At 64.5% G+C, this 19,122-nt stretch carries 14 protein-coding genes; 8 read left to right on the top strand and 6 right to left on the bottom strand.

Annotated features, from left to right (window positions below):
- Nucleotides 1-106 precede the first annotated feature (106 nt).
- The 3 genes from nirB to U5A52_RS24785 all read left to right on the top strand — a co-directional run bounded on the left by nirB (nucleotide 107) and on the right by U5A52_RS24785 (nucleotide 7,329).
- A complete protein-coding gene (nirB, locus tag U5A52_RS24795; protein WP_321936609.1) occupies nucleotides 107-2,683 on the top strand; it encodes a nitrite reductase large subunit NirB in 2,577 nt (858 codons plus the stop codon).
- A 29-nt stretch (nucleotides 2,684-2,712) separates the two neighbouring features.
- Nucleotides 2,713-3,060: a nitrite reductase small subunit NirD gene (gene nirD / locus U5A52_RS24790; protein ID WP_321910337.1), complete on the top strand. Its 348-nt coding sequence runs from the start codon at nucleotides 2,713-2,715 to the stop codon at nucleotides 3,058-3,060.
- Nucleotides 3,061-3,132: 72 nt separating this feature from the next.
- A complete protein-coding gene (locus U5A52_RS24785; protein ID WP_321936587.1) occupies nucleotides 3,133-7,329 on the top strand; it encodes a sulfite reductase subunit alpha in 4,197 nt (1,398 codons plus the stop codon).
- Here U5A52_RS24785 and U5A52_RS24780 read toward each other — a convergent pair.
- Nucleotides 7,283-7,582, bottom strand: coding sequence for a hypothetical protein (locus U5A52_RS24780; RefSeq protein WP_321936586.1), 300 nt, complete (start codon nucleotides 7,580-7,582; stop codon nucleotides 7,283-7,285). The genes U5A52_RS24785 and U5A52_RS24780 overlap by 47 nt on opposite strands.
- Nucleotides 7,583-7,765: 183 nt before the next feature.
- On the opposite strand from U5A52_RS24780, the gene cynR reads away from it, so the two are divergent.
- Complete coding sequence (cynR, locus tag U5A52_RS24775; protein WP_321910331.1) at nucleotides 7,766-8,662, top strand: transcriptional regulator CynR; 897 nt, start codon at nucleotides 7,766-7,768, stop codon at nucleotides 8,660-8,662.
- A 38-nt stretch (nucleotides 8,663-8,700) separates the two neighbouring features.
- Here cynR and U5A52_RS24770 read toward each other — a convergent pair whose 3' ends face one another.
- Together U5A52_RS24770 and U5A52_RS24765 are read right to left on the bottom strand one after the other, a co-directional pair.
- Nucleotides 8,701-10,089 carry an alkaline phosphatase family protein gene (locus U5A52_RS24770; protein ID WP_321936585.1) on the bottom strand — a complete coding sequence of 463 codons (1,389 nt, stop codon included), beginning with the start codon at nucleotides 10,087-10,089 and terminating at the stop codon, nucleotides 8,701-8,703.
- Between the two features lie 106 nt (nucleotides 10,090-10,195).
- Nucleotides 10,196-10,408 (bottom strand): hypothetical protein, encoded by a 213-nt coding sequence (locus U5A52_RS24765; protein WP_321910326.1) that lies wholly within the window; start codon nucleotides 10,406-10,408, stop codon nucleotides 10,196-10,198.
- Nucleotides 10,409-10,704: 296 nt separating this feature from the next.
- On the opposite strand from U5A52_RS24765, the gene ilvD reads away from it, so the two are divergent.
- Complete coding sequence (ilvD, locus tag U5A52_RS24760; protein ID WP_321936584.1) at nucleotides 10,705-12,564, top strand: dihydroxy-acid dehydratase; 1,860 nt, start codon at nucleotides 10,705-10,707, stop codon at nucleotides 12,562-12,564.
- 138 nt (nucleotides 12,565-12,702) lie between these two features.
- Here the strand turns inward: ilvD and U5A52_RS24755 are convergent, their stop codons facing one another.
- Nucleotides 12,703-14,946: an NADP-dependent isocitrate dehydrogenase gene (locus tag U5A52_RS24755; protein ID WP_321910322.1), complete on the bottom strand. Its 2,244-nt coding sequence runs from the start codon at nucleotides 14,944-14,946 to the stop codon at nucleotides 12,703-12,705.
- Nucleotides 14,947-15,379: 433 nt separating this feature from the next.
- Between U5A52_RS24755 and U5A52_RS24750 the strand changes: the two genes are divergently transcribed.
- Together U5A52_RS24750 and U5A52_RS24745 are read left to right on the top strand one after the other, a co-directional pair.
- Nucleotides 15,380-15,796: a MarR family winged helix-turn-helix transcriptional regulator gene (locus U5A52_RS24750; protein WP_321936583.1), complete on the top strand. Its 417-nt coding sequence runs from the start codon at nucleotides 15,380-15,382 to the stop codon at nucleotides 15,794-15,796.
- A 61-nt stretch (nucleotides 15,797-15,857) separates the two neighbouring features.
- The gene (locus U5A52_RS24745) at nucleotides 15,858-16,106 is read left to right on the top strand and encodes a hypothetical protein (RefSeq protein WP_321936582.1); all 249 of its coding nucleotides are present in this window, start codon (nucleotides 15,858-15,860) and stop codon (nucleotides 16,104-16,106) included.
- A 34-nt stretch (nucleotides 16,107-16,140) separates the two neighbouring features.
- Here U5A52_RS24745 and U5A52_RS24740 read toward each other — a convergent pair whose 3' ends face one another.
- Nucleotides 16,141-16,965, bottom strand: a complete 825-nt coding sequence (locus U5A52_RS24740) for an alpha/beta hydrolase (RefSeq protein WP_321910316.1) — start codon at nucleotides 16,963-16,965, stop codon at nucleotides 16,141-16,143.
- Between the two features lie 224 nt (nucleotides 16,966-17,189).
- Nucleotides 17,190-18,098, bottom strand: a complete 909-nt coding sequence (locus tag U5A52_RS24735) for a LysR family transcriptional regulator (RefSeq protein ID WP_321936581.1) — start codon at nucleotides 18,096-18,098, stop codon at nucleotides 17,190-17,192.
- A 117-nt stretch (nucleotides 18,099-18,215) separates the two neighbouring features.
- On the opposite strand from U5A52_RS24735, the gene U5A52_RS24730 reads away from it, so the two are divergent.
- On the top strand, nucleotides 18,216-19,094 hold the full coding sequence (locus U5A52_RS24730) for an alpha/beta hydrolase (protein ID WP_321936580.1): 879 nt from the start codon (nucleotides 18,216-18,218) through the stop codon (nucleotides 19,092-19,094).
- Nucleotides 19,095-19,122: the final 28 nt, after the last annotated feature.

Below are 19,122 nucleotides of genomic sequence, written 5' to 3'. Positions count from 1 at the left end.
GCGTCCCCCGAATCTGGCTTCTTTAGAAGCTGGAATCGCGGGACGCCTTTTTTATTGGCAGAGGCTCATGGTGCAAGCAACGAACGAAGTGAACAGTTCGGCCGCGATGGAGATCGTCGTCGTCGGCCACGGCATGGTGGGCCACAAATTTCTCGAATGCATCCTTGCGGACGGCGCACCCAACGCGCGCGTGACCGTGCTCTGCGAAGAGCCGCGTCCCGCTTACGACCGCGTGCACCTCTCCGAATTCTTCGCGGGCAAGTCGGCTGACGACCTCTCGCTCGTGGCGCCCGGCTTCTTCGAGCGCGAGAACGTGCGCCTCGTGCTCAATGCCAAGGCGGTGTCGATCGATCGCGAGGCGCGCACCATTACGGTGTCCAACGGCGAGACGCTTGCGTACGACAAGCTCGTGCTGGCCACCGGTTCCTCGGCGTTCGTTCCGCCCATCGCGGGCAACGATCGCGCCGATTGCTTCGTCTACCGAACCATTGCCGACCTGGAAGCAATGCAGGCGCGCGGCGCGCACGCGAAATCGGGCGTGGTGGTGGGCGGCGGCCTGCTCGGCCTCGAATGCGCGAAAGCCCTGCGCGATCTGGGCCTCGACACGCATGTGGTGGAATTCGCACCGCGCCTCATGGCGGTGCAGGTGGACGACGACGGTGGCCGCATGCTGCGCGGCAAGATCGAAGAACTCGGCGTGAGCGTACACACGCAGAAGAACACCTTGGCGATCGTCGACGGTGAAACGGCCGCCAACCGCATGCAGTTCGCCGACGGCACGCACCTCGAAGCCGACATGATCGTGTTCTCGGCCGGTATTCGCCCACGCGACGAAATCGCCCGCGCCTGCGGCCTCGATATCGGCGCGCGCGGTGGCATCGTGATCGACGACCAGTGCCGCACGAGCGACACGAACATCTACGCCATCGGCGAATGCGCGCTGTGGCAAGGCCAGATCTTTGGCCTCGTCGCCCCCGGCTACGACATGGCGCGCATCGCCGCGAAGGCGCTGGCGGGCGTTGCGGCGGATTTCGCGGGCGCCGATATGAGCACCAAGCTCAAGCTGATGGGCGTGGACGTGGCGAGCATCGGCGACGCGCACGGCAAGACGCCCGGCAGCCGTTCGTACCGCTACGCCGACGAGCGTCGCCAGGTCTACAAGAAGATCGTGGTGTCCGATTGCGGCAAGAAGCTGCTCGGCGCGGTCATGGTGGGCGACGCAAGCGAATACGGCACGCTGCTGCAGATGATGCTCAACGGCATCGAGCTACCCGAGTCGCCCGAATTCATGATCCTCCCGCAGGCCGACGGCAAGGTGAAGCCTGCCCTCGGTGTGGAAGCGCTGCCCGACGCCGCGCAGATCTGCTCATGCAACAACGTTTCGAAGGCCGAAATATGCGCGGCCGTGCGCGACGGCGCGACGACCATCGCCGCCGTGAAGGGCGCATGCAACGCTGGCACGTCGTGCGGTGGCTGCGTGCCGCTCGTCACGCAGGTCATGAAGTCGGAAATGAAACGCCAGGGTCTTGCCGTGAACAATCACCTGTGCGAGCACTTCCGCTATTCGCGCCAGGAGCTGTATCACATCGTGCGCGTGGAAGGCATCAAGACGTTCGCCGAACTGCTCGCGAAACATGGCAAGGGGCTCGGTTGCGATATCTGCAAGCCGGCCGTGGGCGGCATTCTCGCCTCTTGCTGGAACGAATTCGTGCTGAAGAAAGAGCACGCGAGCCTGCAGGACTCGAACGACTACTACCTCGCCAACATTCAGCGCGACGGCACGTATTCGGTGGTGCCGCGCATGCCGGGCGGCGAGGTCACGCCCGAGGGCCTCATAGCCGTGGGGCAGGTGGCGAAGAAGTACGGCCTCTACACGAAGATCACGGGCGGCCAGCGCGTGGACCTCTTCGGGGCGCGTGTCGAGCAGTTGCCCTTCGTGTGGGAAGAGCTGATCGCAGCGGGATTCGAATCGGGGCATGCCTACGGCAAGGCCTTGCGCACGGTGAAGTCGTGCGTGGGCTCGACGTGGTGCCGCTACGGCGTGGGCGACTCGGTGGGCTTCGCGATCGAACTCGAGAACCGCTATAAGGGCCTGCGTGCGCCGCACAAGATCAAGTTCGGCGTGTCCGGCTGCACGCGCGAATGCGCGGAGGCGCAAGGCAAAGACGTCGGCATCATCGCGACCGAGAAGGGCTGGAACCTCTACGTGTGCGGCAACGGCGGCATGAAGCCGCGCCATGCGGAGCTGCTCGCTGCCGATCTCGATCAGGCGACGCTCGTGCGCTACGTCGACCGCTTCCTCATGTTCTACGTGCGCACGGCTGACCGTTTGCAGCGCACGAGCGTGTGGCGCGACAACCTCGAAGGCGGCCTCGACTATCTGATCGACGTGATCGTGCACGACAAGCTGGGCCTTGGCGCCGAACTCGAAGCAGAAATGCAGCTCGTGGTGGACACCTACGAATGCGAATGGAAGAAGGCCGTGACCGATCCTGAAACGCGCCGCCGCTTCCGCCACTTCGTCAATAGCGATGCAGGCGACCAGCACGTCGCCTTCATTGAAGAGCGCGGCCAGATCCGGCCGGCCACGCCCGAGGAGCGCACGCAGGTGTCGCAAGCGTCGCCGCATTTCACGCGACATGAAGCGCTGAGCGCGATTCCGGTAGTCGTCGAAACCGTCTGATTCCCTTTTATCGAACCGAGGAGTACGAAATGAGCAACGAACTTAGGCAAGGCGACTGGGTTCCCGTCTGCACGCTCGACGATATCGTGCCGAACACCGGCGTGTGTGCGCTCGTGAAGGGCGAGCAGGTCGCTGTGTTCCATGTCGACGACGGCGGCGCGCGCGTGTACGCCATCGGCAACTACGACCCGAACTCGCATGCCGCGGTGCTTTCGCGCGGACTCGTCGGCAGTTTTGGTGAGCGTGTCGTAGTCGCTTCGCCGATCTACAAGCATCACTTCGATCTGGCCACTGGCGAATGTATCGAAGCGCCCCAGCATTCGGTCAACGCGTTTGCCGCACGCGTGGAAAACGGTCAGGTCTGGGTTGCCGCCTGACATGACGAAGGCGCGGCGCGCACGTAGCGCCGCGCACCCTGAATCTGTTTCAAGCTGATATCGATCGACCGCATGAGCAGCGAGAGCGTAAAAAGCGTTTGCCCGTACTGCGGCGTAGGCTGCGGGATGATCCTGCACGTCGAGGACGGTCAGGTCGCGAAGATCTCCGGCGACGCCGAGCATCCGACCAACTTCGGCCGCCTCTGCACGAAGGGTTCCTCGGCGCACGTGGCGCTGCGCAAGTCGGGGCGTCTCGAGCGTGCCTTCGTGCGCCATGCGCGCGACGAGGACCCGGTGCCGCTGCCGCTCGCGCAGGCGATCGCCGATACCGCGCGCCGCCTGCGCGCGACGCTCGACGCGCACGGTCCCGACGCACTGTCGTTCTACGTATCGGGGCAAATGTCGATCGAGGCGCAGTATCTCGTGAACAAGCTCGCCAAGGGCTTTGTGCGCACCAACAATATCGAATCGAACTCGCGTCTGTGCATGGCGAGCGCAGGCAGCGGCTACAAGCTTTCGCTGGGCGCGGACGGCCCCCCGGGCTCGTATCAGGACTTCGATAAGGCAGACCTGTTCTTCGTGATCGGCGCGAACATGGCGGACTGCCATCCCATCCTGTTCCTGCGCATGATGGACCGCGTGAAAGCGGGCGCGAAACTCATTGTGGTGGACCCGCGTCGCACGGCGACCGCAGACAAGGCTTCGCTCTTTCTGCAGATCGCGCCGGGCACCGACCTCGCGCTGCTCAATGGCTTGCTGCAGCTGCTGCACAAGAACGGTCACACCGACGCAGACTTCATTGAACAGTACACCGAAGGATGGGACGCACTGCCCGCGTTCCTCGACGACTACACGCCGCAGAAGGTCGCGGAAATCACGGGCCTGGCCGTTGACGACATTCTCCGCGCGGCACAGATGATAGGCGAAGCGCCCGAGTGGATGAGCTGCTGGACCATGGGCCTGAACCAGAGCACGCATGGCACGTGGAGCACGAACGCGATCTGCAACCTGCATCTGGCGACGGGCAAGATTTGCCGCCCCGGCAGCGGCCCGTTCTCGCTCACGGGGCAGCCTAACGCCATGGGCGGGCGTGAAATGGGCTATATGGGGCCGGGCCTGCCCGGCCAGCGCACGGTGCTCGCGCAAGACGACCGCGCATTCGTGGAAGCGGCGTGGGGTGTGGCGCCCGGCACGCTGCCCGTGAAAGTGGGCGGCGGCACCATCGACATGTTCTCGCGCATGGCGGCGGGCGAGATCAAGGCGTGCTGGATCATCTGCACGAATCCCGTTGCGAGCGTCGCAAACCGGCAGACGGTGGTGGCTGGCCTGAAAGCCGCCGAACTGGTGATCGCCCAGGACGCTTTTCTGGACACCGAAACGAATCAATACGCCGACGTGCTGCTGCCCGGTGCGCTCTGGGCCGAGGCCGAGGGCGTGATGATCAACTCCGAGCGCAACATGACGCTCATGCAGCAAGCCGTCGAAGCGCCAGGCGAAGCGCTGCCCGACTGGCAGATCATCGCGCGCGTGGCCTGCGAGATGGGTTTTGCGCACGCGTTCAGCTACCAGAGCGCCGCCGAGGTATTCGACGAAATCACGCGGTTCTCGAACCCGAAGACGGGCTATGACCTGCGCGGCGCGAGCCATGCGAAGCTGCGCGAAACGCCGCTGCAGTGGCCCATCGCGCCGGATGCCGCGAGCGATCGCAACCCGCTGCGCTATGTGAACGATGGCGTGAGCCAGACGCTGAAGGAAAACGCAGACGGCACGCGCCCTCGCATCGCTTTCGCAACGCCCCACGGCAAGGGTGTGTTCTTCGCGCGCCCGCATGTCGCGCCCGCCGAACTGCCGGATGGCACGTATCCGGTCGTGTTCAACACGGGCCGGTTACAGCATCAGTGGCACACCATGACGAAGACCGGCAAGGTGCCGATGCTCAACAAGCTCAACCCGGGCCCCTTCGTCGAGATTCACCCGGAAGACGCCGCCGCGCTCGGCATTGCCGCGAAGGATCGCGTGGAAGTGCGTTCGCGCCGCGGGCGGGTGGTGCTGCCTGCCGTCGTGACGGAGCGCGTGCGCCCCGGCAACTGTTTCGCGCCCATGCACTGGAACGACGTGTATGGCGAGGAACTCTGCGTGAACGCGCTCACGAGCGATGCGGTTGACCCCATTTCCCAGCAGCCCGAATTGAAATTCTGCGCGGTGGCGCTCTCGCGCGTCGGTCCGCAATCTGCGCCGCGCGAGAGCGAGCGCACGCCGGATGCCGCCGATGCCTTTGCCGATGCGGCCACGCTCGACGCGAGCCCGCCGCAAGCCGTCAACCCGTTTCAGGAACTCGACATGTCCCGTATCGATGCCTTTTCTCAGCTACTCGGTCTCGACGACATCGCCGCGCCACAACTGAGCGACGCAGAGCGCCAGTACCTCTCGGGCTTTGTCGGCGGCCTGCGTTCGTTGAGGGCAGCCGAGCCCGTTGGCGTGCCCGTGCTGCCCGCGCATGCCCCCTTTCCGGCCGGCACGCGCGTATGGCTGGACGGGCTGCTGGCGGGCTTGTTCAGCCGCGGCGAGCCTGGCGCGCGTACGGCTTCGCTCGCCGTGCCGGCCGCTCCTGAAGAAAAGCCGCATGGTGTGCGCATTGCGCACACGCGCCCGAAGGTCGTGTTGCTGTGGGCCTCGCAAACGGGCAATGTCGAATCACTCGTCGAGCAGTACGCCACGCAGCTCATGGAATCGGGCTTCGAGATCCGCACGGCCAGCATGGCCGATTACCCGCTTGCCAGTCTCGAAAAAGCACAGTACGCACTCCTGATGACGAGCACCTTCGGCGACGGCGACGCGCCGGACAATGGCGAGGCGTTCTGGAGCGCGCTCGCGGCGGAGAATGCGCCGCGTCTTGCATCGCTGCGCTTCTCGGTGCTCGCCTTGGGCGACCGCAACTACGACGCGTTTTGCGGTCACGGCCGCAAGCTCGACGCGCGCCTCGAAGCGCTGGGCGCCACGCGCCTCATGGAGCGGGTGGATTGCGACAGCGAGTACCAGAGCGCCGCAGACGCATGGCTCGATCGGATCGTCGTGCGTATCAAGCAGGAAGATGCGGCGCTGCACGCCGTGCCTGCCGATGGTTCGATTCCCGAGGTGCTGCCAGGATGCGCGGCGACCAAAGCGCGCCCGGCCGCCTCGAAGCTCCTGAGCAACGTGCGCCTGAACATGAAGGGCGCGACGAAGGATACGCGCTACTTCTCGCTTGCAACGGGCGAGGCGGGCCTCGACTATGAAGCGGGCGATGCGCTCGGCGTGTGGCCGACCAATTGCCCCGCGCTCGTGGACGAATTGCTGGGCCTCACGCGCCTCGCCGCCGACACGTCGGTTGCCGTGAGCGGCCAGGGCGAGATGCGCCTTGGCGAGGCGCTCAGCAAGCACTACGAGATCGCGCGCCCGAGCCCCGATGCGCTTGCGTTCATTGCTTCCCGCACGCGCTCGCGCGGTCTGGCCGAGATGCTGGACGAGGCGCGCAAGGGCGATCTGCGCAACTGGCTCTGGGGCCAGCAGCTCGCCGACGTGCTGCACGAATACCCCGTCGACATGACCGCGCCGGAACTGCTCGGCATGCTCAAACGCCTGCAGCCGCGGCTCTATTCGATTTCGTCGAGCCCGAAGGCGCACGCGGGCGAGGTGCATCTGACCGTATCGGCCGTGCGCTATAACAACGGCCGCCGCGAGCGCAAGGGCGTGGCGTCGACCTTCCTCGCCGACCGCGCGCACGAGGGCAGCGTGCCCGTGTTCGTGCAGAAAAGCACGCATTTCCGGCCACCGCGTAATGGCGACGCGCCGATGATCATGGTCGGCCCCGGCACCGGTGTCGCCCCGTTCCGCGCATTCCTGCACGAGCGGCAGGCGCGTGGCGATACGGGCCGCAACTGGCTCTTTTTCGGCGAGCAGCACGCAGCCACCGACTTCTACTATCGCGACGAACTGGAGCAAATGCGCAAGGACGGCCACCTCGACCGCCTCGATCTCGCGTTCTCGCGCGACCAGACCGAGAAGGTGTACGTGCAGGATCGTATGCGCGAGCAGGGCGCGCAGCTATGGGCGTGGCTGCAGGAAGGGGCACACCTCTACGTGTGCGGCGATGCGAGCCGCATGGCGAAGGATGTGGATGCGGCGCTCCGGGACGTGGTGGCGGCCCATGGCGGCATGAGCGCCGAGGCCGCGCACGACTATGTCAGTGCGCTCGGGCGGGACAAACGCTACGTGCGCGACGTCTATTGACGGGGCAACACGCGACTACCGTCGTGCCCGGCGAACGGCGGCCGCCCGCGCGCCACGTTTTCAGCGCGCGAAAGCGCCGCGTGCGCGCCTGGCTCGCGCGCACGAAACTTTCATCTTCATTGCCGAGCCCGGCATAAAGGCCGCCCTCGGCGCCTTTGGCCGCAACGGGTTCGGGCAGCAGGACGGCGATGAGAAACGTCAGGCACGAGCCTGCGAACACCGCCGCCACGCTCATCGAGATCGACTCGAACATCCGTTTGCTCCCCGGTAGAATGGTGTGCGGCAAGCGATGCCGCGCGCCATGCGCACGGGATCGCCGCCATCGCAAACTATTTTGCGCAGGGCGCGCGCTCACGTCCAAGACGATATTTGGATCGTCGCGATAAGCGCACCTTATGAAAAGAATCCGGAGACATTCGGGAGGCAAGCCATCTTGATGCTTCGCTCGATACGCTACGTGCTCACCGTGGCGGAGTTGAAGAATTTCACGCGCGCAGCCGAAGTGCTGCACGTTTCGCAGCCGGCGCTCTCACAGCAGATCCGCCAACTGGAAAACGAGCTTGGCGGGGCGCTGTTCGATCGCAGCGGCCGGGCCATCAGCCTCACCGAATTCGGGCGCGTGTATATCGACCACGCGCGCCAGGCGCTCGCGCATCTCGACGCGGGCAAGCGTGCGCTGCACGACGTGCGCGACCTCACGCGCGGCCTGCTGCGGCTCGCCTATACCCCCACTTTCGCGGAATATCTGATCGGCCCCGCGCTGCGCAGTTTTCGCGAAGCGCATCCGGCTATCGCGCTCGACGTGAGCGAGCGGCCGCTGGAAGACATCGAAGGGGGACTCGAGCGTGACGAAATCGATCTCGGCATTGGCTTCACGGACGTGCGCTCCGATGAAATCGAAGTGCGTCCGCTCTTTGCCGAGCACATGGCGCTGCTTGTGGCCACGCGCCATCCGCTCGCGCGGCGCCGCGCCGAGGTGACGGCTGACCAGCTTGCGGCGATGCCGCTTGCACTGCTGAGCCCGGACTTCGTGGTGCGACGTTTCGCCGATGCGTATTTCCGCGCGCATCAGTTGATTCCGCGCGTCATGCTGCAGGCCAACTCGGTGGGCACGGTGCTCAAGCTCGTGAAGGACGGCACGCTCGCCACGCTCTTGCCATCGGCGGTGCTGCGCGAGCATCGCGGGCTCGTCACGCTGCCCGTCATGCCGGCGTTGCCGCAGCGCACGGTTGCGCTCCTCAAGCGGCGGCACGCATCGAGCACGCTCGCCGCCAACGCGTTTTCGGACGTGCTGTTCGGGTTGATTGCGCAGGAGGGGCTGGGCGAAGCCTGAGGCATGCGTCGCATGCCCCTTTCGGTTCGTTGATCCGCTCAGGATTGTCCGGACGAAAGCAGGTTGTGGAAGAAGTCCACCGCGTGCTGGCGAGTGCTCATCGCGCCGAGCGTGGCCGCCGGGTCGAGCCCGGTGCGCCGTGCCGTGCCGCTTACGAGACTCTTTTGCAGGTCGTTCAGCGGGCGGGCGAGGTTGGTCGCAATAAAGCCGGAGGCAGGCGGCGCGGCGATGGCTGGCAAGTCCGTGCGCGGCGTGTCCAGCGTGAGCAACGGCGCCAGCGTGGGCGCGGCCGCCACGCGCTTGCTCGCGAGCATGTCGGCGGAGGCGATGTCGAGCCAGTCGCGCAGCGTGGCGAGAATCGACGTGTGGTCGTAAGGCGTGGCGCTGGGCGAGCGAAATACCGTGCCCGGTGCGATATAGGGCGAAACCACGACCGCTGGCACGCGCACGCCAAAGCTGTCGAAGGCGAAGTTCTGGTCTCCGGGGTTGCTTGCGGTATCGGGCGCCACGGCGTTGGCGGGTGGCAGGACGTGATCGTAAGTGCCGCCGTGCTCGTCGTAAGTGATCACGAGCAGCGTTTCGGGCCATGCGGGCGAGGTGCTCAACGCATGCCAGATGTCGTAGAGGAAGCTTTCGCCCGCATAGACGTCGTGTGGCGGGTGCTGGTCGTTGGGATCGAGCAGAAAGCGCGGCTCGATGAACGAATATTGCGGCAGCGTGTTGTTCTTGCAGTCCGAGACGAAGTTGCCGAAGCGCTGAAAATTCGCTTTATATTTTGGATCCCATAACGTTGGGAACATGGTGAGCGTGAGCGACGGCGCGACGAGCGCGGCGCTGTACACGGCCCAGCTCATGTCCACGTCACTCAACACGTTGAAGATGGTGCGCACCTGCCAGTCGAACGGATCGGGCGGGGCGCCGTTGTCGACATGCCCGTTCGACGTGCCCGCGTGGGCAAACGCGCGGTTCGGCCACGTCTGGCTCGGCACGCTCGCGAACCAGGCGTCCGAAACGGCGTATTCGCGTGCGAGCGTTGCGAGCACCTTCAACTGGTCGGGGCTGTGGCACTGCATGACCTGGCTCGCATCTGTCGTCGCGGTCGTTTCGTAGTCTTGTACGAAGCCGGACATGGGCTCGGCCCCAGCGGCGTTGCCGAACAACTGGATGTGCACGTTTGCGAACGTTTCCTGCGGATCGGGGTCGGGCAGCGTGGCCGTGGAGGCCGGTGTGGTCGCGGCGATAGTGCCGCCTGCCCGGGTCGGGTTGCTCAGGCCCGCCTTGAGGCCGTCGAATGGCCGGTCCGCGCTGGCGGCGGGGAGGAAATGCGTGGGGCTGCTGCCGTTCGTGTACAAGCCGCCAAGCATCGTGTCAAACGAACGGTTTTCGAACATCACGACAACGACGTGCTTGATGTTCTGCATGGGCATGGGTCTCTCCGTCGCGGGGACTGACGCAGAGTATTGGTGCAGCCGCACGCTTTGTGCAAGGTGCGGGAACCCTGAGCGAAGGGACCTGCCGGTGACTTACCCGCCCCTACCGCGTCCTCGCGCGCCAGATTTCATGTCCGGCGTAGATCGCCGTAAAGACGCCCAGCACAATCGCGCCGACCGCAACCGACTGGTCCCCGCTGCTGGCTGCCACGGCGCGCAGCCAGAGGTGTACACCCGTACCTGTCGCAACGAGTCCGAGCGCGAGGCCCGTGACGGCCAGATTCGCGCGTCGCCGCGCGTGTTGCCAATGTTTCATATTGCCCCCGAGGTGCTTGAGTTTGCGCGTCTGCACGACGCTGTATGGCCACCATACGCCGCCAGAATTCATTCGACATCTGCCGCCAAAAATGTGGAGGCGTCCAGGCATGCAAAACGCGAATGATGGAGCGAGAAAAACCGCCAAAACCGCCGTGGACAGCGCGGCGCCGAGGCCTGTGGGATAATTACGGGTTCTGCCCAGAGCGCAGCTCAAGAGGTTGTTCGCAAGGGCATGCGTGGGGCCTTTATTCCCGTGGCCCGCTTCCTTTCTGCGATTTTTCTCCTACAGCCACAATGCCCGCATACCGTTCCAAAACCTCCACCGCCGGCCGCAACATGGCAGGTGCGCGCTCCCTCTGGCGCGCCACCGGCATGAAAGACGAAGACTTCTCCAAGCCGATCATCGCTGTCGTCAACTCGTTCACCCAGTTCGTTCCCGGCCATGTGCACCTGAAAGACCTCGGCCAGCTCGTTGCGCGCGAAATCGAAGCCGCGGGCGGCGTAGCCAAGGAATTCAACACGATCGCCGTCGATGACGGCATCGCCATGGGCCACGACGGCATGCTGTATTCATTGCCGAGCCGCGACATCATCGCGGATTCGGTGGAATACATGGTCAACGCGCACTGCGCCGACGCCATGGTCTGCATCTCGAACTGCGACAAGATCACCCCGGGCATGCTCATGGCCGCCATGCGCCTGAACATTCCCGTGATCTTCGTCTCGGGCGGCCCGATGGAAGCGGGCAAGACGCGCCTCGCGAACCCCGTCACGAAGGCTATCGAAGTCAAGAAGCTCGACCTGATCGACGCCATGGTGATCGCGGCGGATACCAAGTACTCCGACGCCGAAGTGGCCGAAGTCGAGCGCTCCGCCTGCCCGACCTGCGGTTCGTGCTCGGGCATGTTCACGGCCAACTCGATGAACTGTCTGACCGAGGCGCTGGGCCTCTCGCTGCCGGGCAACGGCACCGTGGTCGCCACGCACGCGGACCGCGAACAGCTCTTCAAGCGCGCCGGCCGCCGCATCGTCGAACTCGCGCGCCAGTACTACGAGCAGGAAGACGAGCGCGTGCTGCCGCGCTCGGTGGGCTTCAAGGCGTTCGAAAACGCCATGACGCTCGACATCGCCATGGGCGGCTCGACCAACACGATCCTCCACTTGCTGGCCATTGCGCAGGAAGCGGGCATCGACTTCGGCATGACCGACATCGACCGCCTTTCGCGCGTCGTGCCGCAGCTGTGCAAGGTCGCGCCGAACACGAACAAGTACCACATCGAAGACGTGCACCGCGCGGGCGGCATCATGGCGATCCTTGGCGAGCTGGAGCGCGCGGGCAAGCTGCACACCGACGTGCCGACCGTGCACACGCCGACGCTCGGCGACGCGCTCGAGCAGTGGGATATCAAGCGCACCGAGGACGACGCGGTCAAGACGTTCTACATGGCCGGTCCGGCTGGCGTTCCCAGCCAGGTCGCGTTCAGCCAGAACACGCGCTGGCCGAGCCTCGACTCGGATCGCGCCGAAGGCTGCATCCGCTCGTATGAGCACGCGTTCTCGAAGGAGGGCGGCCTGGCCGTGCTGACGGGCAACATCGCGCTCGACGGCTGCGTCGTGAAGACGGCAGGCGTGGACGACAGCATTCTCGTGTTCGAAGGCACGGCTCACGTGACCGAGTCGCAGGACGAGGCGGTGGAAAACATCCTCGCCGACAAGGTCAAGGCCGGCGACGTCGTGATCGTGCGCTATGAAGGCCCGAAGGGCGGCCCCGGCATGCAGGAAATGCTCTACCCGACGAGCTACATCAAGTCGAAGGGCCTCGGCAAGGCGTGCGCGCTCCTGACCGACGGCCGCTTCTCGGGCGGCACCTCGGGCCTGTCGATCGGCCACTGCTCGCCGGAAGCGGCAGCGGGCGGCGCGATCGGCCTCGTGCGCGACGGCGACAAGATCCGCATCGATATTCCGAATCGCACGATCAACGTGCTGGTTTCGGACGAGGAACTCGCGCGCCGCCGCGAAGAGCAGAACGCCCGAGGCTGGAAGCCGGCGAAGGCGCGTCCGCGCAAGGTGTCGGCGGCTTTGAAGGCGTATGCGAAGCTCGTGATGTCGGCGGACAAGGGCGCCGTGCGCGACCTCTCGCTGCTGGACGACTAAGCCTTCAGTGCGAGGCGGGCCGCGTGGCTTGCCTCGCAGTAGAAAGGCAAAAAAAATCGAGCCTCCCGATTACATCGGGAGGCTCGATTCATTTGGTGGAATGTCCCCCGCGACAAGCGCAGGGGAGGGTTCCATCAATTACTTCGCGACAGCTGCGAGTGCGGCGTTGAACGTCGTGCTCGGGCGCATGACTTCAGCGAGCTTCACGAAGTCCGGCTTGTAGTAGCCGCCGATGTCAACCGGCTTGCCCTGAACCGCAGCCAGCTCGGCAACGATCGTCTGCTCGTTGTCGGCCAGTGCCTTCGCGAGCGGTGCGAATTGCGCTGCGAGTTCCGCGTCGTCCTTCTGCGCGGCCAGTTCCTGTGCCCAGTACATCGAGAGGTAGAACTGGCTGCCGCGGTTGTCCAGCTCGCCGGTCTTCGGCGACGGGCCCTTGTTGTTGTCGAGCAGCTTGCCGGTGGCGGCGTCGAGCGTTTTCGCGAGCAGCTTGGCGCGCGCGTTGTTCGTCTTGATGCCGAGGTCTTCCAGCGACACAGCCAGCGCGAGGAATTCGCCGAGCGAGTCCCAGCGCAGGTGGTCTTCCTGAACCAGCTGCTGCACGTGCTTCGGAGCCGAGCCGCCTGCACCCGTTTCGTACATGCCGCCACCCGCCATCAGCGGAACGATCGAGAGCATCTTCGCCGAGGTGCCCAGTTCCATGATCGGGAACAGGTCGGTCAGGTAGTCGCGCAGGATGTTGCCGGTGACCGAGATCGTGTCCAGACCGCGGATCACGCGCTCGAGCGTGTAACGCATTGCACGGACTTGCGACATGATCTGGATGTCGAGGCCGTTCGTGTCGTAATCCTTCAGGTACGTTTCGACCTTCTTGATCACTTCGTTTTCGTGCGGACGGTACGGGTCGAGCCAGAACACGGCCGGCGTGTTCGAGTTCTTCGCGCGCGTGACGGCGAGCTTGACCCAGTCGCGGATCGGCGCGTCCTTCACGAGACACATACGCCAGATGTCGCCTTGCTCAACGGGCTGCGTGAGGGCTTCGAGGACTTCGCCCGTGGCGTTATCGACGATGCGCGCCGTGCCGTCTTGCGGGATCTCGAACGTCTTGTCGTGCGAACCGTACTCTTCAGCCTTCTGCGCCATCAGGCCGACGTTCGGCACCGTGCCCATCGTGCGCGGGTCGAATGCGCCGTTGGTCTTGCAGAAGTTGATGATTTCCTGGTAGATGCGCGCGAACGTGCTTTCCGGAATCAGGCACTTCGTGTCGGCCGGACGGCCGTCGGCGCCCCACATCTTGCCGCCTGCGCGGATCATGGCCGGCATCGAAGCGTCGACGATCACGTCGTTCGGTGCGTGCAGGTTCGAGATGCCCTTGGCCGAGTCGACCATGGCGAGCGCCGGACGGTGCTCGTGGCAAGCGTGCATGTCGCGAATGACTTCTTCGCGCTGCGATTCCGGCAGCGTTTCGATCTTCGTGTAGAGATCGACGAGGCCGTTGTTGACGTTCACGCCGAGCTGTTCGAACAGCTTGGCGTGCTTCGCGAACGCGTCCTTGTAGAACGTGCGCACGGCGTGGCCGAACACGATGGGGTGCGAAACCTTCATCATGGTCGCCTTCACGTGCAGCGAGAGCATGACGCCGGTCTTGCGCGCGTCTTCCATCTGCTCTTCGTAGAAGGCCAGCAGGTGCTTCTTGCTCATGAACATGCTGTCGACGATCTCGCCGGCTTGCAGCTTGACCTTCGGCTTGAGCACGATGGTCTCGCCGCCCTTCGTCACGAGCTCCATGCGGACTTCACGGTCCTTGTCGTTCGTGATCGACTTTTCGCCGTGGTAGAAGTCGCCGTGCTTCATGTGCGCGACGTGGGTGCGCGAAGCCATGCTCCACTCGCCCATGCTGTGCGGGTGCTTCTTCGCGTAGTTCTTCACTGCGAGCGGTGCGCGGCGGTCCGAGTTGCCTTCGCGCAGCACCGGGTTCACGGCCGAGCCGAGGCACTTCGAATAACGCTTCTGGATGGACTTTTCTTCGTCGGTCTTCGGATCTTCAGGGAAGTCAGGGACCTTGTAGCCCTTGCCCTGGAGTTCCTTGATCGCGGCGACGAGCTGCGGCACCGATGCGCTGATGTTCGGCAGCTTGATGATGTTCGTTTCCGGCAACTGCGTGAGACGGCCCAGTTCGGCCAGATTGTCCGGCACGCGCTGGTCTTCCGTGAGGAATTCCGGGAACTCGCCGAGGATACGGCCCGCAACGGAGATATCGCTGGTCTCGACGTTCACGCCGGCCGGCGCAGCGAAGGTGCGGATGATCGGCAGAAACGCGCTGGTGGCGAGCAGCGGCGCTTCATCGGTCAGGGTATAGATGATGGTGGGTTGCTGGGTACTCATCGGCTTCTTGGCGGGGTTCAAAAACGGGGTGATAACACCACCGGCTGCGCGCAGTCGGCGAAACACCTGGATTTTGCCTGAATTTGCAGCCGGCCGGGGGCCAACAGTGCATGTATTTCATATCGTGGAATGTGCTTGCGCAATGTTAATTGACCAGAAAGTCGGAGCGTTTGCCTTGATTGGCCGGCTGCGCGCTGAAAACGTTTCCGCGCCGGAGCCCCATTGGATAAGGCTTTGCAGCGTGATCCCGGTGATTCGCGCACCGCATCGAGGTTTTGTGGATCGTACCCTCGATAATGTGTCAAGTTGGTAAAGACCCTTGTGAAAAGAGAAGTGAATCGGGGAGTCTTATATAAGAATTTTGCTCCGTCAGCCTCGCTCAAGCGCGCAATAACGGTTGCCTTGCTAATCAATTCGTGGTCTCATTCGTTCCATGTTCGATCATTGCCTTTACTTCAATTCGTCGGCACTCGCGCGGCTCGTCGAGCGCGAGTGGAGCGCCGCTTACGCGCCGTTCGGCCTCACGCCCGCGCAAGGCTTCGTGCTGCGCGTGGTGCTGGCCAAGCCTGGGTGCCTGGCGAGCGATGTCGCGCAAACGCTCGGCATTGCGCGGCCCACGGCCACGCGCCTCGTGGACACCCTGTGCGAGAAGGACCTGCTCGAGCGCCGCCAGGGCGAGGCCGACGCCCGCGAATGGGGTCTCTTTCCCACGACGAGCGGCGCGGCGCTCGACGGCCCGATCAACGGTGCGAGCGCCGAAGTCGCGCGCCGCCTGCGTGCGCAAGTGGGCTCGGACCTGTTCGAGTCGACGGTCACCGGCATGCGCAAGATACGCAAGGGTCTCGCCTGAGGCGTTCGCGCGTTTTTTGAAACCTCAATGATTGTCTTGCTAATCAATAAGGAGAAGAACGATGAGCGAAGCGGCGCTGAAAGGGACGGCGGAGGAGGCCTGGCGTTGGGCAATTGGCGTGGCGATTGCCGCGCTGGCGGTGGGAGCGGTCGTCGCGGCAATTCTTTACATGCCGCGTGCCGTGGAGGCGAACAACCGCGCGTGTATTGCGGCCTACGCGAATGACCTGCACGCGGACCTCGCGGCGTTCGCACAGGATCCGGCGTGGCAGGCGCAATACGTCGAGGCGCTTATGGCGTGCGCGCGCTAAATGGGCACATCAAGCGGGCACGCCGCGCACCACATTACTTGCGATTGAGGAACGCGAGCAAGTCGGCGTTGACCTGATCGGCCAGCGTCGTGCACATGCCGTGCGGGGCGCCCGGGTAGATCTTGAGCGTCGCGTCCTTGACGATTTTCGCGGAGAGCTTGCCGGCGTCGTCGATCGGCACGATCTGGTCGTCGTCGCCGTGCAGGATCAGCGTGGGCACGTCGAACTTCTTGAGGTCTTCCGTGTAATCGACTTCGGAGAACTCGTGCACGCAGTCATGCAACGCGAGGATGCCGCCCCACATGCCCTGCTGCCAGAACGAGTCGATCACGCCCTGCGAGACTTTTGCGCCGCTGCGGTTGTAGCCGTAGAACGGCACAGCCAGGTCCTTGAAGAACTGCGAGCGATCGTCGATCACGCCCTTGCGGATGCCGTCGAACACATCTTTGGGCAGGCCGCCCGGATTCTTTTCGCTCTTGATCATGATGGGCGGCACCGCGCCGATCAGCACCGCGCCCGACACGCGCTTCGTGCCGTGGCGGCCAATATAGCGCGCGACTTCGCCGCCGCCCGTGGAGTGGCCAACGAGCGTGGCGTCCTTCACGTCGAGCTTGTCGAGCAGGTCTGCGAGGTCGTCGGCCCACGTGTCCATGTCGTTGCCCTTGGCGGGCTGCTCGGAGCGGCCGTGGCCGCGGCGGTCGTGCGCGATCGTGCGAAAGCCGTTTTGCACGAGAAAGAGCATTTGGGCGTCCCAGGCGTCGGCCGTGAGCGGCCAGCCGTGGGAGAAAACGACGGGCTTCCCGCTGCCCCAGTCCTTGTAATAGATCGACGTGCCATCGCGGGTGGTGAAGGTGCTCATTGGAAACTCTCCAGTTTCTAACTACAGCATCACGAAGCAGACAGACGCCGGCGCGCATGCGCGCGCAGTCGCGTTTCGCGCGGCAGTACGTGACGGCGTCCAGGGATGGGCAATGCAGGTGGAACGTGCCCGAACCTGAGCCTCATGGAAAGAGGCGCAAGGCACGCGAAAGAGTATAGAGAGAACGCCTGATCGACGACGCGAGGGTGTGCGGCCCAGCGTGGCTAAGGCATTTCCGCGCCAACCGCATCGCGCAGATAGTCGCCGAGAAACTCGACGAAACTGCGCAGCTTCGCCGAAAGCTTGTTGCGCTCTAGATAGATCGCATGAATATCGGCGTTCGGCAGCGCCCATTCGGCAAGCAAAGGCACGAGCTCGCCGCGCTCGATGTGCTCGCCGATTTCCCACTGCGAGCGCACGACAATGCCGCGTCCGTCGAGCGCCCAGCGCAGCACGGTGCTGCCGTCGTTGCTCGAGAGCGCGCCGTCGACCTTCACGGTTTCCGTGCGCTTGCCGCGCGAAAAGTGCCAGGTGCCGTATGCCGAGTCGTTTTCGCGCAGCACGATGCACGCGTGGCGTGTCAGATCGTGCGGTGCCGATGGATTGCCATGCCGTTTCAAATACGCCGGCGAAGCGCACACGATGCGCTGATTTTTCAGCAGCAAACGCGCATTGATGCGCGCGTCGGGCACCTCGCCGAAGCGAATGCCGAGATCGAAGCCTTCCTCCTGCAGGCTGAGCGGCCGCTCCGTCAATTGCAGCTGGATTTTCATCGAGGGAAACCGCTCGACGTAAGCGGATACCGCGGGCGCGACGTGCGCGCGGCCAAAACCGAACGACGCGTTCACGCGCAGCAGCCCGGCCGGTTCGCCGCGGCTGCGCGTGACGAGTTGCTCCAGCTCCGAGAGTTCGTCGAGGATGCGCGAGCCGTTCGCGAGATACAGCTCGCCTTCCGGCGTGAGCGAAAGACGCCGTGTGGTGCGGTTCACGAGCCGCACGCCCAGGCGCTGCTCCAGTTGCGCGAGACGCTTGCTCACAGCGGGCGGCGTGACGCCCAGTTCGCGCGCGGCCGCCGCCAGATTGCGGTTGCGCGCCACGAGCGCAAAGAGATTCAGATCGGAAAACGCGTCCATCGAGCCGCTCCCGTTGCCGTGCGTGATTCGTTCCTGAAAGTTACGACCGGATTGCTTTTGCGGAAACCCAATCGCCCAAGGCATCAATTAGACTGCATGCAACCTCGGGAGACAAGCATGTTCGAAGGTTTCACCAACGTGTCGGCGGACATTGAAGGCGTCCGCATTCACGCAATCAAGGGCGGACGCGGCCCGGCGCTGCTGCTCCTGCACGGCCATCCGCAAACGCATGCCATCTGGCACAAGGTGGCGCCCACGCTCGCGGAGCACTTCACGGTCGTTGCCGCCGACCTGCGCGGTTACGGTGACAGCGGCAAACCGCAGGGCACGTCCGACCACGCCAACTATTCGAAGCGCCGCATGGCGCTCGATCAGGTTGGGCTCATGCGCGGCCTCGGCTTCGCTTCGTTTGCGGTGATGGGCCATGACCGGGGCGGCCGCGTCGCCGCGCGCATGGCGATCGATCATCCGGACGTGGTCACGCAACTCGTGACCCTCGACGTCGCGCCAACGGTCGCGATGTACGAACAGACGTCGTTCGAGTTCGCGCGTGCTTACTGGCACTGGTTCTTTCTCGTGCGCCCGGCGCTGTTTCCGGAAACGCTGATCCGCGCCGACCCCGATCTGTATTTGAAGCAGACAATGGGCGCGCGTAGCGCGGGGCTCGCGCCTTTCGCGCCCGAGGCCTACGCGGAATATTGGCGCTGCCTTTCGGACCCCGCAACCGCACACGGAATCTGCGAGGACTATCGAGCGTCGATCACGATCGACCTCGAACACGACCGCGCGGATCTGGCGGCGGGCAAGCGCATCGAGTGCCCGTTCCTCGCGCTGTGGGGCGCGCAGGGCACGGTTGGCCAGTGCTTCGATCCGCTGGCGGAGTGGCGTAGCTGGAACGCGAACGTAAGCGGCGAGGCGCTGCCGTGTGGCCACTACATCGCGGAAGAAGCGCCCCAGTTTCTCCTCGAACGCGTGCTGCCTTTTCTGCAGCGCTGATTCGATCGTCATTTTTTAGTCGGGCTTC

The sequence above is a fragment of the Paraburkholderia sp. J8-2 genome (genome assembly GCF_905220195.1).
GTDB lineage: Bacteria > Pseudomonadota > Gammaproteobacteria > Burkholderiales > Burkholderiaceae > Paraburkholderia.
This window is presented reverse-complemented; position numbering and strand designations above follow the sequence as displayed.